This window comes from Streptomyces sp. NPDC002130, assembly GCF_040296465.1.
Lineage (GTDB): Bacteria > Actinomycetota > Actinomycetes > Streptomycetales > Streptomycetaceae > Streptomyces.
In genome coordinates this window covers 27,731-43,243 of sequence record NZ_JBEOXI010000043.1, presented here as the reverse complement: position 1 = coordinate 43,243, position 15,513 = coordinate 27,731, and the positions used below count along the sequence as shown (strand labels likewise).

At 73.6% G+C, this 15,513-nt stretch carries 13 protein-coding genes, 1 tRNA gene and 1 pseudogene; 7 read left to right on the top strand and 8 right to left on the bottom strand.

Annotated elements, in window-relative coordinates; all coding sequences use genetic code 11:
* The 4 genes and pseudogenes from ABT116_RS11155 to ABT116_RS11140 all read right to left on the bottom strand — a co-directional run.
* A pseudogene (locus ABT116_RS11155) lies at positions 1–138 on the bottom strand (Gfo/Idh/MocA family protein); the annotation flags it as partial.
* Positions 135–1,139, bottom strand: a complete 1,005-nt coding sequence (locus ABT116_RS11150; protein ID WP_351630904.1) for a Gfo/Idh/MocA family protein — start codon at positions 1,137–1,139, stop codon at positions 135–137. The pseudogene ABT116_RS11155 and the gene ABT116_RS11150, both read right to left, overlap by 4 nt.
* A gap of 137 nt (positions 1,140–1,276) precedes the next feature.
* The gene (locus ABT116_RS11145; RefSeq protein ID WP_351630901.1) at positions 1,277–2,053 is read right to left on the bottom strand and encodes an SDR family oxidoreductase; all 777 of its coding nucleotides are present in this window, start codon (positions 2,051–2,053) and stop codon (positions 1,277–1,279) included.
* Positions 2,054–2,061: 8 nt separating this feature from the next.
* Positions 2,062–3,219 (bottom strand): phytanoyl-CoA dioxygenase family protein, encoded by a 1,158-nt coding sequence (locus tag ABT116_RS11140; RefSeq protein WP_351630899.1) that lies wholly within the window; start codon positions 3,217–3,219, stop codon positions 2,062–2,064.
* 108 nt (positions 3,220–3,327) lie between these two features.
* Here ABT116_RS11140 and ABT116_RS11135 point away from each other — a divergent pair, with 108 nt between their 5' ends.
* Together ABT116_RS11135 and ABT116_RS11130 are read left to right on the top strand one after the other, a co-directional pair.
* Positions 3,328–4,359: a LacI family DNA-binding transcriptional regulator gene (locus tag ABT116_RS11135; RefSeq protein ID WP_351630896.1), complete on the top strand. Its 1,032-nt coding sequence runs from the start codon at positions 3,328–3,330 to the stop codon at positions 4,357–4,359.
* Positions 4,360–4,422: 63 nt separating this feature from the next.
* Positions 4,423–5,049, top strand: coding sequence for a TMEM175 family protein (locus tag ABT116_RS11130; protein ID WP_351630894.1), 627 nt, complete (start codon positions 4,423–4,425; stop codon positions 5,047–5,049).
* Here ABT116_RS11130 and ABT116_RS11125 read toward each other — a convergent pair.
* On the bottom strand, positions 5,033–6,196 hold the full coding sequence (locus ABT116_RS11125; protein ID WP_351630891.1) for a Gfo/Idh/MocA family protein: 1,164 nt from the start codon (positions 6,194–6,196) through the stop codon (positions 5,033–5,035). The genes ABT116_RS11130 and ABT116_RS11125 overlap by 17 nt on opposite strands.
* 111 nt (positions 6,197–6,307) lie before the next feature.
* On the opposite strand from ABT116_RS11125, the gene ABT116_RS11120 reads away from it, so the two are divergent.
* Positions 6,308–7,306, top strand: coding sequence for a LacI family DNA-binding transcriptional regulator (locus ABT116_RS11120; RefSeq protein ID WP_351630889.1), 999 nt, complete (start codon positions 6,308–6,310; stop codon positions 7,304–7,306).
* 14 nt (positions 7,307–7,320) lie between these two features.
* Here ABT116_RS11120 and ABT116_RS11115 read toward each other — a convergent pair whose 3' ends face one another.
* Positions 7,321–7,665 (bottom strand): cupin domain-containing protein, encoded by a 345-nt coding sequence (locus tag ABT116_RS11115; protein ID WP_351630886.1) that lies wholly within the window; start codon positions 7,663–7,665, stop codon positions 7,321–7,323.
* 613 nt (positions 7,666–8,278) lie between these two features.
* Between ABT116_RS11115 and ABT116_RS11110 the strand changes: the two genes are divergently transcribed.
* Positions 8,279–8,352: transfer RNA gene (locus ABT116_RS11110), tRNA-Pro, on the top strand.
* Positions 8,353–8,518: 166 nt separating this feature from the next.
* Positions 8,519–8,596, top strand: coding sequence for a 50S ribosomal protein bL37 (locus ABT116_RS50845; RefSeq protein ID WP_370443954.1), 78 nt, complete (start codon positions 8,519–8,521; stop codon positions 8,594–8,596).
* A 114-nt stretch (positions 8,597–8,710) separates the two neighbouring features.
* On the opposite strand, the gene ABT116_RS11105 is transcribed toward ABT116_RS50845, so the two are convergent.
* Positions 8,711–10,066 (bottom strand): HEXXH motif domain-containing protein, encoded by a 1,356-nt coding sequence (locus ABT116_RS11105; RefSeq protein ID WP_351630884.1) that lies wholly within the window; start codon positions 10,064–10,066, stop codon positions 8,711–8,713.
* An 8-nt stretch (positions 10,067–10,074) separates the two neighbouring features.
* Positions 10,075–11,298, bottom strand: a complete 1,224-nt coding sequence (locus ABT116_RS11100) for an FxsB family cyclophane-forming radical SAM/SPASM peptide maturase (RefSeq protein ID WP_351630882.1) — start codon at positions 11,296–11,298, stop codon at positions 10,075–10,077.
* A gap of 257 nt (positions 11,299–11,555) precedes the next feature.
* On the opposite strand from ABT116_RS11100, the gene fxsA reads away from it, so the two are divergent.
* A complete protein-coding gene (gene fxsA, locus ABT116_RS11095) occupies positions 11,556–11,750 on the top strand; it encodes an FxSxx-COOH cyclophane-containing RiPP peptide (protein ID WP_104780466.1) in 195 nt (64 codons plus the stop codon).
* A 124-nt stretch (positions 11,751–11,874) separates the two neighbouring features.
* Positions 11,875–15,498, top strand: a complete 3,624-nt coding sequence (gene fxsT / locus ABT116_RS11090) for an FxSxx-COOH system tetratricopeptide repeat protein (RefSeq protein ID WP_351630879.1) — start codon at positions 11,875–11,877, stop codon at positions 15,496–15,498.
* Positions 15,499–15,513 lie beyond the last annotated feature (15 nt).

Genomic DNA, 15,513 nt, shown 5'->3' with positions numbered 1-15,513 from the left:
GGCTCGGGCACGGTCGCGCGCGGCCACCGCGACGAGGCGGTGGCCGGTCGCCCGGGCCGGGGCGATCAGGGAGCGTTCGGTGATCCGCGCGGCCCCCAGCACACCTATGCGCAGTGGTTCCCGGCCCGTCTCGCTCATGCCTGCCGTACCTCCTCGATCGTCACCGGACGGTGCTCGTGCAGCGACAGGGTGCACGCGTCCGCGATCCAGCCCGCCTCCAGGGCGTCCTCGATCGTGCAGGGGGAGGGGCGCGTGCCGGCCACGACCTCGGTGAACGCGGTCAGTTCGGCGCGGTAGGCCTCGGTGAAGCGGTCCATGAAGAAGTCGTGCGGCGTGCCCGCCGGGAAGGTCACCCCGGGCTCGACCGAGCGCAGCGGCAGCTTGTCCTCCAGGCCGACGGCGATGGAGTCCTCGAAGCCGTGGATCTCCATGCGGACGTCGTAACCGCGGGCGTTGTGGCGGGAGTTGGACACGACCGCGATCGTGCCGTCGTCGAGGGTGAGGATCGCGCCGGTGGTGTCGGCGTCACCGGCCTCCTTGATGTACTCGGCGCCCCGGTTGCCGCCGACGGCGTACACCTCCCGCACCTCGCGGCCCGTCACCCAGCGGATGATGTCGAAGTCGTGCACCGAGCAGTCGCGGAAGATGCCCCCGGAGGCGGCGATGTACGCGGCCGGCGGGGGCGCCGGGTCCAGCGTCGTCGAGCGGACCGTGTGCAGCTTGCCGAGCTCACCGCTCTGCACGGCGGCGCGGGCGTTGACGAACCCGGTGTCGAAACGGCGGTTGTAGCCGATCTGGATCGGCACGTCCCGGCCGGCCACGGCCTTGAGCACCTCGACCCCCTCGGCCATGGTCCTGGCGACGGGCTTCTCGCAGAAGACGGGGACACCGGCCTCGACCCCGGCCAGGATCAGCGCCGGATGGGCGTCCGTCGCGGCGGCGACGACGATGCCGTCCACACCGGCGGCCAGCAGCGCCTCCGGCGAGTCCACGACATCGGCCCCGAACCGCTCGGCGGCGGCCTTGGCGGCGTCCGCGAACGGGTCGGTCAGGACGAGGGAGTCGACGGCGTCGAGTCCGGAGAGGGTCTCGGCGTGGAAGGCGCCGATACGGCCGAGGCCGAGGATTCCGATACGCATGGGGTGTTGCTCCTTGTTGCAGGGTGTGGGCACGCCCCTCAGGGGCGCGGGGCTGGGTCGATGTGCGGCTCCGCCGCGTGGGCGCGGCGAGCCACGACGGCGCCGCGCACGACCGAACGACAACGCGCGGCAAATCCTCAGTCGAGTCCCCCCAAGACGTTCTGATCCCAATCGATGACCGACCCCGTGACCACCCCGGACCGGTCCGACAGCAGGAACACGACGAAGTCGGCGATCTCGTCCGGCTGCCCCAGCTTGCCCATCGGCAGCTTCGCGGCGGCCTCCTCGCGCCAGTCGTCCCCCGCCCCGTGGAACGCCTTCTGCGTCGCGTCCTCGCCCTCCGTCGCCGTCCAGCCGATGTTCAGGCCGTTGATCCGGACCCGGTCCCAGCGGTGGGCGTGCGCGGCGTTGCGGGTCAGCCCGATCAGCCCGGCCTTGGCGGCGACGTACGGTGCGAGGAACGGCTGCCCGCCGTGCGCCGACGACGTGATGATGTTGACGATCGTGCCGGGTGCCTCACGCCCCACCATGTCCGCCACCGCCGCCTGCATCGCGAAGAACGGGCCCTTGAGGTTGATCCCGATGTGCTGGTCGAACAGCTCGGGCGTGGTGTCGAGCAGCGTTCCGCGGGAGGTCAGTCCGGCCGAGTTCACGAGGCAGTCGACCCGGCCGTACGCCCGGACGACCTGCGCGACGGAGTCCTTGGCCTGCCCGGCGTCCGACAGGTCGGCCCGGACGTACAGGGCCTTGCCGCCCGCGGCGGTCAGCTCCGCCACCAGGGCCTCGCCCGGCTCGGGGCGCCGGCCGGTGACGGCCACGACCGCCCCTTCGCGGACCGCGGCCCGTGCGATGGCCGCGCCGACCCCCTGGCTGCCGCCGTTGACCAGGACGACCTTGTCGTCGAGAAGTCCCATCGAGTTCCTCAGCTCTCTCGCCGTTCGGCACCGGCCCGCAGCTCCGCCCGGAGCGCTTCCGGCGTCCACTCCTCGCGCAGCGCCCGCCGCATCAGATCCGCCTGCGAGGGCGGGGCCAGCCCGTCGACCGGCGGGTCGCTGTCGAGGTTGGTGGGGAAGGGGTAGCCCTCGGCGCTCGCCGCGATCACCTGGTCCAGCCAGGCCTGGTCGGCGCCCTCGGCCTTGCGCGCGAGAAGCACCGGGTACACCGCATTGGCCACCGCCTCCCGGTCCACCGTCTCCATCGCACGCCCGAACGCGGACGACACCTGCAGCAGGTTGGCCATGCGCCGGATGTCCGCGGAGCGGTTGGTGCCTGCCGCGTGGAAGAGGGCCGGGTTGAAGAACACGGCGTCACCCTTGGCGAGCGGCAGCTGCACCTGGTACGCGTCGAAGTACGCCCGGAACTCCGGGCGCCGCCAGGCGAGATAGCCCGGCTCGTACTTCTGCGAATGCGGCAGGTACATCGTCGGCCCCGACTCCACCGGCATGTCGCAGTGCGCGACCGCGCCCTGCAGCGTCAGCACGGGGGAGAGGCGGTGCACGTGCGCCGGATAGGCGGCGGCGGCCTCGTTCGACAGGAAGCCCAGGTGGTAGTCGCGGTGCACGGTCTGCGCGGCACCGCCCGGGTTGACCACGTTGAGCTGGGAGGTGACCTGGTAGCCGGGGCCCAGCCAGGCGGTGGCCACCAGGGCCAGGGTGTCGTTCGCGTAGTAGTCGGCGAACGCCTCCGGGTCGTGGAGGGCCGCCTTCTCCAGCGCGTTCCACACCCGGTCGTTGGCCCCCGGCGCGGCGAAGTGGTCACCGGCCGCCGCGCCCGAGGCGCGCTGCTCGGCGATCAGCGCCTCGAAGACGTCGGTGGCCCGGTCGACGATCCGAGGGTCGGGAAAGGCGCCGCGGAAGACCACGATGCCGGGCCCGTCGGCGAGCGCCCGCACCAGCTCGGCCTGGACCACCCGGTCGCCTTCCAGAAGCCCGCAGTCGTAGACCGGGACGTTGCGCTCGACCGCGGAGGCGTGCGGATAGTCGACGGGGTCGGTCGCCTGCTCGACCAGCGCGCGGAACGCGTCGAGATCGCAGTCCTGCTCGGACAGCCAGGCACGGTGGTGGACGGAAGTGAAGGACATCGTCGTCCCTTCGGGGTCACGGAGCGACGCAGCCCTGTCATTCTTGTCAGTACAAACCCCTCGAACAACCAGCAGTGAGCCATCAAAAACCCCTCAAGGAGCCGGCGCATGGGACACCCGTTCCCGATCCGGGAGATCGCCCGTCAGGCGGGCCTGAGCGAGGCGACCGTCGACCGGGTGCTGAACGGCAGGGGCGGGGTGCGCGAAAGCACCGCACGGGAGGTCCGCCAGGCCATCGCCGATCTCGACCGGCAGCGCACCCAGGTGCGGCTCGTCGGCCGGACGTTCATGGTCGACATCGTGATGCAGGCGCCCGAGCGGTTCACCACGGCGATCCGCGCCGCCCTGGAGGCCGAGCTGCCGTCCCTGCGTCCGGCGGTGCTGCGCTCCCGCTTCCACTTCCGCGAGACCGGACCGGCCGCGGAGCTGGTGCGGACCCTGGACCGGATCGCCCGGCGCGGCTCTCAGGGCGTGATCCTCAAAGCCCCGGACGTCCCCGAGGTCACCGCCGCGGTCGGCCGGCTCGAAGCCGCCGGCGTCCCCGTCGTGACGCTGGTGACCGACCTGCCGGCCAGCGCCCGCCTCGCCTACGTCGGCATAGACGACCGGGCGGCCGGCGCGACGGCCGCCTACCTGATGGGCCAGTGGCTGGGGGAGCGCCCGGGCAACATCCTCACCAGCCTCAGCAGCGGCTTCTTCCGCAACGAGGAAGAGCGCGAGATGGGCTTCCGCAGCGCCATGCGCGCCCGGCACCCGGAGCGCACCCTGGTCGAGATCGCCGAGGGCCAGGGTCTGGACACCACCCAGTACGACCTCGTCCGGGCCGCACTGGAACGCGACCCGGACATCCGCGCGGTGTACTCGATCGGCGGCGGCAACATCGCCACGCTGCGGGCCTTCGACGACCTCGGCCGCGACTGCGCGGTGTTCGTCGCGCACGACCTCGACCACGACAACACGCGCCTGCTGCGCGAGCACCGCCTGTCCGCCGTGCTCCACCACGACCTCCGTCAGGACGTGCGCGAGGCCTGCCACACCGTCATGCGGGCCCACGACGCGCTGCCGCCGGCGGGACCGACCCTGCCCTCGGCGATCCAGGTGGTGACGCCGTACAACATGCCACCGCAGGCGGCCGTGTGATCCGTGGGCGGCGCCGGGCGTGGGTACGAGGGGAGACCCGGCCCCGCCCCTACCGTCGTGCCCATGTGGACCTCGCGCCCGGACGGCGGCCCCGAGCGGTTGGTGACCCTGGTCGACGGCGTGTTCGCCATCGCCATCACCCTGCTCGTCCTGGACCTCTCCGTGCCCCGGGAGCTCGATCCCGCCGCGTACCGCAGGGCCCTGGGCGAGCTGCTCCCGGACCTCGGGGCCTACGCGCTGAGCGTCGCGGTGCTGGGCAGCTTCTGGCGCGACCACCGGCGGATCTTCCAGGACGTCCGGGCGATCGACGGCCAGGTGATCGGCATCTCGATGGTCGGCCTCGGCGTCGCGGCCCTCGTGCCCTTCCCGACCCGCCTGCTCGCCGAGTACGGGGCTCAGCCGGTGTCGGTCGCCGTGTACTCGGGCGCCGTCGCGGCGCTGGGTGCCTGCCATCTGGGGGTTGCCGCCGTGCTGGCGAAGCGTCCCTGGCTGCGCCACGACACGCCCTCCGAGGCGGCGACCAGGCTCTACCTGCTCGACGGTGCCACGTCGGTGGTGGTCTTCCTCGCCAGCGTGCCCCTGGCCCTGGTGGCGGGCCCGAGGATCATGTGGCTGTGGCTCGTCCTCGTCCCGGTCAAGGTCTACCTGGGCCGACGGCGGCAGAGCCCGGGAGTCAGTCCCGCCCCGTGACCTCCGCCCAGCTCCCGCTCTGCGCCGACCGCGCCATGGCGTCCAGCGCGGCCGCACTGTGCACGGCATCCGTGAGCGTCGCCCCGTACGGGGTGCCCTCGGCGACCGACCGCAGGAAGCGGTACGCCTCGACGACCTTCAGGTCGTCGTACCCCATGGCGTTCGCCGCGCCCGGCTGGAACGCGGCGAACTCCCCGTCGCCCGGGCCGGCGTACACCGTGGTGACGAACTGGTCCTGGTACGTCGTACCGCGGCTGACCCCCAGCTCGTTCATGCGGCGGAAGTCCCAGAACACCGCGCCCTTCGTGCCGTGCACCTCGAAGCCGTAGTTGTTCTGCTCGCCGACCGACACCCGGCAGGCCTCCAGGACACCGCGCGCCCCGGAGGCGAAGCGCAGCAGACAACTGACGTAGTCCTCGTTCTCGACCGGGCCGACTTCACCGCCGGAGGCGCGGCTGTGGCCGGCCGTGGCGCCGGACGGGCGGGCCCGCTCCGGGAGGAAGATCGCCGTGTCGGCCGTCAGGGACGCGATGTCGCCGAGCAGATGACGGGCCAGGTCCACGCCGTGCGAGGCCAGGTCGCCCAGCACCCCGCTGCCGCCCCGCTCCCGCTCGTAACGCCACGTCAGCGCGCCCTCCGGGTGCGCCGCATAGTCGCTGAGAAGCCGGATGCGCACGTGCGTGACCGCGCCGATCTCCCCGGCGGCGATCAGCTCGCGGGCCGTTTCGACGGCGGGCGCGTTGCGGTAGTTGAAGCCCACCGTGCCCTGCACACCGGCCTCGGCGACCGCGTCCGCGACCGCGCCGGCGTCCTCGACGGTCAGACCCACGGGCTTCTCGATCCAGATGTGCTTGCCCGCCTCGGCCATGGCGACGCCGATCGCGCGGTGCAGGAAGTTCGGCGCGGTGATGCTGACCGCCCGCACCCGGGGGTCGGCGGCCACCTCGCGCCAGTCCCGGGTCGTCGAGGCGAACCCGAACTGCGCGGCGGCCTCCTCCGCCCGGCCCGGCACCTCCTCCGCGACCGTGACCAGCTCCGGGACGAGGGGCAGCTGCGGATAGTGGTGCCGCACGCGCGCGTAGGCCTGAGTGTGAACCCGCCCCATCCAGCCGAATCCGATGACGGCGACGCCGAGCGTGTCCACCATGAGAGCCCCTCTTTGGACCGTTCCAGAACCTGTCCAGGCCACCCTGAGCGGGGTTCGCCGACGCTGTCAACCCTTTGACAAGCCGCGCCGCCTCATGGAACGGTCCATCCCATGAGACCGCCGACGATCCGGGACGTGGCCGAGCGGGCCGGTGTCTCCAAGTCGCTGGTCTCCCTCGCGCTGCGCGGCTCGGACCAGGTCCGCCCCGAGAAGCGGGACGCCGTGCTCCGGGCCGCCCGGGAGCTCGGCTACCGGCCCAACGCCGCCGCCCGCAGCCTCAGCGAACAGCGCACGCGCACCGTCGGTGTCCTCCTCAACGACCTGCGCAACCCCTGGTTCGTGGATCTCCTCGACGGCCTCAACTCCCTGCTGCACGCCAACGGCCTGCGCATGCTGCTGGCCGACGCCCGTCTCAACCGACGTACCGGCCAGGACCCGGCCGACCCACTGCTGGACCTGCGCGTGGACGGCCTGGTGGTGGTGGGCACGCTGCCCGACCCGGCGGCCCTCGGCGACGTGGCCGGCCGGATCCCGGTCGTCATGGCCGGCTCCCGCGAACCGGCGCCGCCGGGCGTGGACGTCGTGGCGGGAGACGACGAGCGGGGCGCCCGGCTGGTCACCGAGCACCTGATCGGCCTCGGGCACCACGGCATCGCGCACATCGCGGGATACGGCGCGGTCGGCGAGCTGCGGCGCCGGAGTTTCGAGGCGACGATGCGCCGGCACGGCCTGGCGGACCAGGCGGTGGTGGAGCCGAGCGACATGACCGAGGAGGGCGGCTACCGCACGACCGTCCGGCTGCTCAGCCGCCCCGACCGGCCCACCGCCGTCTTCGCCGTCAACGACATCGCCGCCATCGGCGCGCTCTCGGCGGCCGAGGAGCTGGGCCTGCGCGTCCCGCACGACCTGTCCGTGGTCGGCTACGACAACACGAGCATCGCCCGCCTGCGCCACGTGTGGCTCACGACGGTCGACAACACGAGCCACGACATCGGCCGCCGCGCGGCCCGCTGCCTCCTGGAGCGCTTCGAGGGCGTGGGCGGCCCGGGCCGGGTCCAACTCGCCACGCCCACCCTGGAGATCCGGGGAACGACGGCGCCGGTGCGCTGATCGCGCACCTGCCGTCAGAGGTTGATCGCGTACGCCTTGCGCAGGGTCTCGTGCACCGTCCACGTCGTACGGTCGCCCTCGCGCAGTACGGCCATGTCGCCCGGCCCGACCGTGAGCGTGGGCCCGCCCTCGACCTCGATCGTCGCCGACCCGCTGATCACGACGAACAGTTCGTCGGCCTCGGTGTCGGTGACCACGCCGGGCGTGATCTGCCAGACGCCCCGCACCTGACGGCCGTCCTCCGACTCCCAGACCACCTTCCCGGTCACCTCGGGCGTCCCGGAGACGATCTGCTCGGGCGCGAGCGGCTCGGGTTTGAGCTCGGCGTCGGGGATGTGCAGTACGAAGCTGTGCGTCATGCGGCGACCCTAGCCCTGGTCGGCGGGGGAACGGCCTCGACAGAATGTGGGGTGCCGGCCGGGCCGGGCGGACACTTCGTCGCTCCGGCTCGCGCCGGGCCTTGCCGCTGGACACCGAGCGGTACCCGCCAGGTCCCGGCTGTCCGTCTCAACCCCTATGCCCTGGTCGGGAGTTCCCGCCGATTCGCGTATTGTTTGCGGCATATGCCCCGTCGTTGCGATGGCCGGGGCGTGCGAGCGTGCGGCCGAAGGGGGAGCAGGACGTGGAAGAGGCGCGGCAACGATCCGCCCGGCGAGCCGAACTGACCGGAGGCGTGGTCACATCCCTCCTGGTCGTCGCGGCCTTCGCGGGCCTTGCCAGCAAAGCGGGACTCCCCTGGTGGGCCGTTCTCGCCGTGGCTGTCTCGACGGTGGGTCTCGCGGGGTGGACCCGGCGCCCGGACCGGCCGGCGACGCGGGCCGGGGACCGCATCGGTGGGCGAGGTGGGGAACGAGTCAATGAGCGGGTCGGGGAACGGGTCGGAGAACAGGTCGGTGAGCGGGTCGGGGAACGGGTCCCCATGCGGTAGGGTTGACCTGCGTGATCACGCGGTTTCACCCGCGCGAGACGCATCGGGACGTGGCGCAGCTTGGTAGCGCACTTGACTGGGGGTCAAGGGGTCGCAGGTTCAAATCCTGTCGTCCCGACTCGTATGAGTCGCAAATCAGGGCTGTTTTCGGAGGCATCCGAAAGCAGCCCTTGATCATTTCCATGTGTGTGCGTTTGCGTTCGCGTCGGCTGGAAAGTGGCTCTGTAGTCACCGGACGCGGCAATCCGGTGGATGGTGACCGAAAGCCGGAAAGAGGAGGTCCGATGTCCTCGAAGCGACGTCGCAAGAAGAAGGCCCGCCGCAAGAACGGCGCGAACCACGGCAGCCGTCCGCAGTCCTGAGAGGGCCTGCGGGCGCACCGACGCAAACGGGTGGGTGGCAGATGCCACCCACCCGTTTGCGTTCGCAGGCGCCTCACGGCCTCGGCCGTCCCGTGCTGGTCAGATCAAATCGGATCAGATCAGCTGCGCCTCCGGCACCCCGTTCCTGCGGACCCACTCCGCGCGGTGTTCGGCGGCCAGGGCCATGCCGCGGCGGCGGGCCTCGGCCGGGACCGGGAGCCGGCACAGGGCGTCGAGCGCGCTCAGCATCGTCTGCGCGAAGTGCTGCCCGAGGGCGGTGAGGCGGCCGGAGGCCAGCAGCACCTCCGTGGCCTCCCGGGCGCCCGTCCGCCAGCGGGCGAACTGGGCCTCGGCCAAGGCGAGTTCCCGGGGATCCTGCTCCACGTCACGGCGCCGGTTCCAGAAGTCCGCCACGCCCAGGTGTGCGTACGCCCCGTGGAAGAGGCCGAGCAGGGGGCGCGGATCGGGGCGCCAGGGCGCGTAGTAGAGCTCCTCGCCGTCCGGCTCGAAGAGGTCGAACAGGTGCAGCACCGCGGCGAACTTGCCGTGCTGCATCTCGTGGGCCATGGACAGCGCCAGACCCCGCGCGGAGCGCGGCCGGGACAGTGCCATGGCGCCGAACGCCTCAGCGCTGCTGCCGCTGAAGCTGCCCGGGCGGTCGACCGGGACCAACGTGCGCGGACCGGCGGCGAGTTCGGCGTACGTCCCTGGGTGGTGGTCCCGCAGCAGACGGCCGGCCTCCCGCGCCGTGGCCTCCCACCAGCGCAGGTCGCCCGCGGTCAGCCCCAGCGGCCGTTCCGGGACGCCGGGGAAGCGCAGCGGGTCGGCGTCGTCCAGGAGCAGCGGCGTGCCGGCGTCCGGCACCACGAGCCGGTGCGCCGCCCGCCACCGGCCCGACGGCCCGGACGGGACCCGCGGCACCTCGACCGGACCGGGCGGGGAACCGCGCCCCGCCACCCCGATCCGGGCCGCGCCCCCGGCGTCCACCACCACCTCGGCCAGGTCACCGGGCCGGGCGCCCGGGAAGCGTGCCCCGCCGAGCGAGGGCAGGAACACCTGGTCCGTCGTCATCGGCCACCGCACCCGTCCGGGCACGCCCGCGCGGACCGCGGCGGCCGCGGCCAGGGCACTGAACCAGTGGACCGGTGGCGCGCACGCCACGCCGGTCCCGCCCTCGACGAACCGGTCCAGCCGGGCCAGCAGGCCCGTCAGCGCGGTACCCGCCGAGGGATGGGACAGGACCGCGGCCACGGCCTCGGGATCGGCCCGATGGGCGGCCGCGAGCAGATCCCACGCCCGCCCGGCCGCGTCGGCCACGTCCCCGCCGGCCGCACCGGCGGCCCGCGTCACCGCCAGTGCGCAGGCCAGCCGGCGGCTGTACTCGGCACGGGCCAGCAGACGCAGGGCGTCGGCCCCGCCGCCGCCCGTCGCGAGCGCGGTGAACAGCCTGCCGGGCACACGAAGCGGCACGGGCCCCCTCATGCCGCTTCCGCCGCGGCGGTGCGCAGCCGGTCCAGGTCCGCGGCCAGCCGCCCCCTGACCCGCGTGATCAGAGCGGCCAGGTCCGCGCAGTAGACACTGGGGTTCGCGAACCCGGTGGCCGCACGGTAGCGGTGGGCGTAGTGACCGCCCCCGCACACCCGCCGCAGCCGGCAGCCACGGCACTGCGCGGACAGGCCGTCGACACCCCACTGCCGGGCCGCGACGCCCGGATGCCGCAGCAGCGCGTCGAAGGAGTCGCGCCGTACGTGCAGGCCCGTCCGGGTGGCGCCGTGGTACGCGGTGCGCAGCGTGTCGTCCTGGGCGAGCGAACCGTCCGTCTCCACCACCGCGTACCGCACCGGTGCCACGCCCAGCGCCTCCGTCTCCGGGGCCCCGCCGAGCAGCAGCGCCATCATGTCCTCGAGCAGCCGCACCCGGGTCTCCCGCCGTCCGGCCCCGTACCACCGCTCGAACACCCGCCACAGCCAGTCCGCGTACGGCGTGCCCGGGCGCAGCCCGGGCGGAGGAGTGTGCCAATTGCCCTGCGGCAGCAGGAAGTCCACGGCGGGCGGGCGGTACGTCAGCAGGTGCTCGTAGCAGCGCACCGGGTCGTTGCGCAGATCGATGGTGCACAACAGGCCCGCGAACAGTTCACGATGGGGCCCGTCGGCCAGCCGGCGCACCGCGGCGGCGACCCGGTCGTGGCTGCCGCGCCCGTCCGCGCCGCGGCGGTGCCGGTCGTGCGCCGCGCGGTCCCCGTCCAGGCTGACCGAGACGCGGATGCCGTGTTCGGCGCACAGGTCGAGCCAGCGCTCGGTCAGCCGTACACCGTTGGTCTGCAGCGCGAGGTGCAGCCGTACGCCGGGACCGGCCGCGGCACGCAGGACCGAGGCGGCGCGCCCCACAGCGGCCTCCCCCGCCAGCAACGGCTCACCCCCGTGCAGCACCACACCGGCCTCGCGCACGCCGTGCGCCGCGAGGTGCTCGGCGATGCGCCCGGCCGTGCGGTCCACCGTGTCCGGCGCCATGGTGCGCGGCTGCTCACGCCAACTCCGGTCCTGCGCACGGTACATGTAGCAGTACTGGCAGGCCAGGTCGCAGCGGCTGTGCACCTTCAGGACGAAAGAGTGGAACGGCGCGGGCACCCAGCCGGCCGCCTGTCTGGCCACGACGTCGGCCGCGACCGGCCACGGCGGCTCCGCATGGCGCAGCCGATTCATACGCACCCCCCGGTTCGCATGCCGACCGGCCCGTGCCCGCCCGGCCGGTCCACGCCATTGGGGTCAGTATTCGGGGCCGGTGACAGACCGTCAACATCGAGAATCCGTCGTCCGGGCCGCCACCGCCCGAAAGTCGCCGTTTTCCCGCGGCACCCCGTGGGGACGTCAACACTGGACACCGAGTCCCGGGACACGCAGGCGCCGGGCGTGGAGTGCCGCCACGACGGCGGTCCGTCGGGCACCGCGGAGGATGGGCCATGGCAGAGCTCGAGGAAGCGGGTGCCGAGCGGGACGAGGGCGCACTGGAGTCCGTCGTGCTGGACCTCACCGGCGTGCCGCTCGACGACCTCGCCGCGCTGCCGCCCTCCGCGCTGGGCGAGACCCTGCGCCGGCTGCGCACCGGCGGCGACCCGGACGAACCCTTCGTCACCGGCCACAACGAGAGCCAATGACCGGCCCCCGCGCCGACGCGGCCCTCACGCGAAACCGTCTGATCAGGGGCAACCCGTCCTATACTGACCGTCCCTGACTGTCGTGCCCCACCGTCCAGCACCTGCCGTCCGAAGCGGAGTGGCCATGCCCGACATCCACGCAGCCGACCGCTCGGGACGGTTCGCCCTCTTCTGCTCCACCGCGGAGAACCTCGGCGTCAGCACGACGGTGCACAACGTCGCGGACCTGCTGGCGGCCGGCAACCGCAGCGTCCTGATCGTGGACGGCCGGGCGACCGGCATGCCGGGCGGTGCCCCGCTGCCTGAGCCCGAACCCGGGCGCATCCACTCCGCCGCCCGCCCGGACGCCGCGTCCCTCCTCGCCCTCACCTCGGACCCCAGGGCCCTCGCCTACGACCACGTCCTCGTCGAAGCTCCGCTGCCCGACGCGACCGGTGCACCGGCCGAGGGCAGACTCGGCTCCCTGGCCGACTCCCTCGTGCTCTGCTTCGCCATGACCGCCTGGTCCATCGACGGCGCCGCCGCCCTGGCCGAGCAGATCAGCGGCGGCCGGTCCGACCGGCCCGTGCGGCTGCTGGCCCTGGGTTTGAAGAGCAACGTCGAGTCGCACGACCGGCTGCGCGGCGCGCGCGAACGGGTGCGCCGCAAGTTCGGCCCCCTCTCGCGGGCCTCCCGCACCTCCGAGGTCGCCTTCCTGGAGATCCCGTACCACCCGCTCTACCTCGACACCCGGCAACTCGCCGTCGAGAGCGAGCCGGAGGGCTCCGTGACCGGGCTGCGCCCCTACTACGAGCGGCTCGCCGACTGGCTCCGCAACCGGCGTCCGCTGCCGCTGAGCCGGGTCACCCTCGTCCACTCCCAGCGCCACGCGCCCTGGGCGGCCTGGCTGGAGGACCAGTTCCGGCGCGGCGGCATCCGCACCGAACTGCGCGCCCTGGACGCCTACTCCGGTGACCGGCCGGCCCCGGGCACCGCGCTGCTCTTCCTCTCCCCGGCGGACATGGACCACGCCGGCCTCGCCCAGCTCGCCGCGCTGTCCCACCCCGACGTCCGGATCGTCCTGGCCGACGAGCCCTTCCCCGACCCGGGCGCCGCCCACCACGAGCGCATCGACCTGCGCGGCACCGACGAGGACGAGGCCGTGCGGCGGCTGTACGCCGGGCTCGGCCTCGGCGCGCCGCCCCCGACGGACGGCACGCCCGGCGCCCGCTTCCCCCGGCTGCCCGCCGTCACCAACGTGGCCCCCCGCTACAGCGGCTTCGTCGGCCGGGACGACGTCCTCGGCGGTCTCCTGGAGGAACTGCACGCGGCGGGCCGGGACCACACCCCGCTGGTCGTGCACGCCGCGAGCGGCTGGGGCAAGAGCGAGATCGTCCGGGAACTGTGCCACCGCTTCGGCTCCGCCTACGACGTCGTGTGGTGGGTGCGCTCCTGGGAGATCCCACGCGCCCGCCGGGGCCTGACCCGGCTCGCCGGCCGGCTCGACCTGGTCACGACCGGCGACGGCGCCTCCCCGGCCCTGTTCGAGCACCTCTCCCGCACCGACACACAGAGCTGGCTGCTCGTCTACGACGGAGCCGACTCACCCGACGGACTGCAGGAGTTGCTGCCCACCCCGCACTCCCGCGGGCACGTGCTGATCACCAGCCGCAGCGCCCCGGCCACGCCCGGCATGGCGGCCTTCTCCCTGCCGCCCATGTCACCGGGCGAATGCCGGGCCGCCCTCGGCGAACGGCTCGCGGAGATCGACGAGGAGCAGGCCCAGCGGGTCGGCCAGGTCCTGGGCTTCGTCCCGCTCGCCCTGCGCATCGCCGCCCTCTGCCTCGCCGAACGCGCCGCGGCCCACCGGCGCGACGACAGCATGGGCGACCGGGCCGCGGCCAGGGCCGCCGTCGCGTACCTCCTCGCCGAGTACCGCACCGCCCAGCAGGCCCTGCTCGAACAGGAGGGCACCGCCCCGCCGGTGTCGGTCATGGTGCGGGTCGCGCGGCAGACCGTGCTGCACACCCCGGGCGCCGCCGCCTGGCGCGCCGAGAGCCGTACGAGCGACGCCCTGGGCTGGCTGCTGAACGCCGCCTCCCTGCTCACCGGCCGGGGCATGGGCCTGGAGCTGCTGCGCTCGCGGCGCATCCTCTCGGAACTCGCCCGCGACGACAGCGCGGAGGGTGCGCCGGTCCGGATTCCCGCCGACACGCGGATGCCCGACGAACACATGGTGAGCGTCGCCCTGTGGGCCCTGTCCCGGGTCGGGCTCCTGGAGGTCGACTTCGACCGGCCCGACCAGCCCCTCGGCCAGCACCACGCCGTACGGGACGCCCTGCGCGCCGGCATGGAACCGGCCGAGCGCGCCCACATCGAGCAGGTGCTGCGCGGCACCCTCGCCGAGTACACCCCGGACGAGAACCGCGGCCTGAGCGCCGACTGGGCCCGGGAGGTGTACTCCCTGCGCCTGTGGGAGGACCACCGCCCCCGTGTCCGGCGCTCCCTGCTGCGCCATCTCAACGCCCTCAGCCAGCGCGGCGAGACCGCAGACCTCGCCCGCCTGCTCGACATCTCCGAGCGCGCGCAGGCCTCCTGGGCCCCGGTGGACGACGACGACCCGTCACCGGAGTACCTGCGCCTGCTCAACCTCACCGCCCGCGCCCACCGCCTCACCGGTGCCTACGAACCGGCCCGCCGGCTGTCCGAGCAGGCCCTGCGCGGCCACCGCCGGCTGCTCGGCCCCCTGCATCCGAGAACCCTGCTGTCCGCCGACTCCTACGGCGCCAACCTGCGCTCCCTCGGCAGGTTCTCCGACGCGCTGTTCCAGGCCCGGCCGGTCCTGGAGGGCCTGACGCTGCTGCTCGGGCCGCAGCACGCCGCGACCGTGCAGGCCGAGCACAACCTGGCCTTCACGGAGGCCCTGAGCGGACGGGCCCCCGACGCCCTGGCCCGGCTCCTCGCCCGGTTCCGCTACCGCCAGTCCGTCGGCGGCGAGGACGACCCGGCCGTCTGGCGGTCCGCCGACCTGCTCGCCTGGGTCTACCGGACCCTGGGCCGCGACGCGGAGTCCCAGGACCTGCTGCGGCAGTGGCTGCACCGGCACGGCGACATCGCCACCGGCACCCGGCTGAACATCGAACTCGGCCTGGCCGTCAGCGAACGGCGCATCACCTACAACTCCGCCCGCCCCCACGAGCGGGTCTACGGCTACGAGAAGGCCCTCGAAAGGGACCGGCGGGTGCTCGCCGAGTCCACCGGCCGGTTCGGCGCAAACCATCTGGACACCCTGCGCTGCCGCTTCAGCCTCGCCGCCGACCTGCACGCACTCGGCAAGCACGACGAGGCCGAACACGAGGCCCGCCTGTGCGGCCGGGCCCTGGAGAGCACCCTCGGCGCCTGGCACCCCTACGCCGCCCTGGCCGGGGTCCGGCACGCGGTGTACCTGCGGGCCTCCGCAGCCGTCGAGGACGCGGAGGCCATCGGCCGGGCCGCGCTGAACCTGCTGACCGACCGGCTCGGCGACAGCCACGCCTGGGTCTCCGCAGCGGAGAACTCCCTCGCGGCCACCCTCGCGGCGGCAGGGCGGCCCGGGGAGGCGACCCGGCTCGTCGAGAGCGCCCTGCGCCGTTTGCGGGACCTGGACATGGGGCATCGCCCCGACGGGCGGCGCGTGGGGGCGCACCACGCCTGGCTCACCTCCCGGGCCACCGGTTCCACCGCACCGGCCAGGGACTTCGACATCGATCTGGAACTGCCCGGCCTCTAGGCCCGGCGCCCTCGC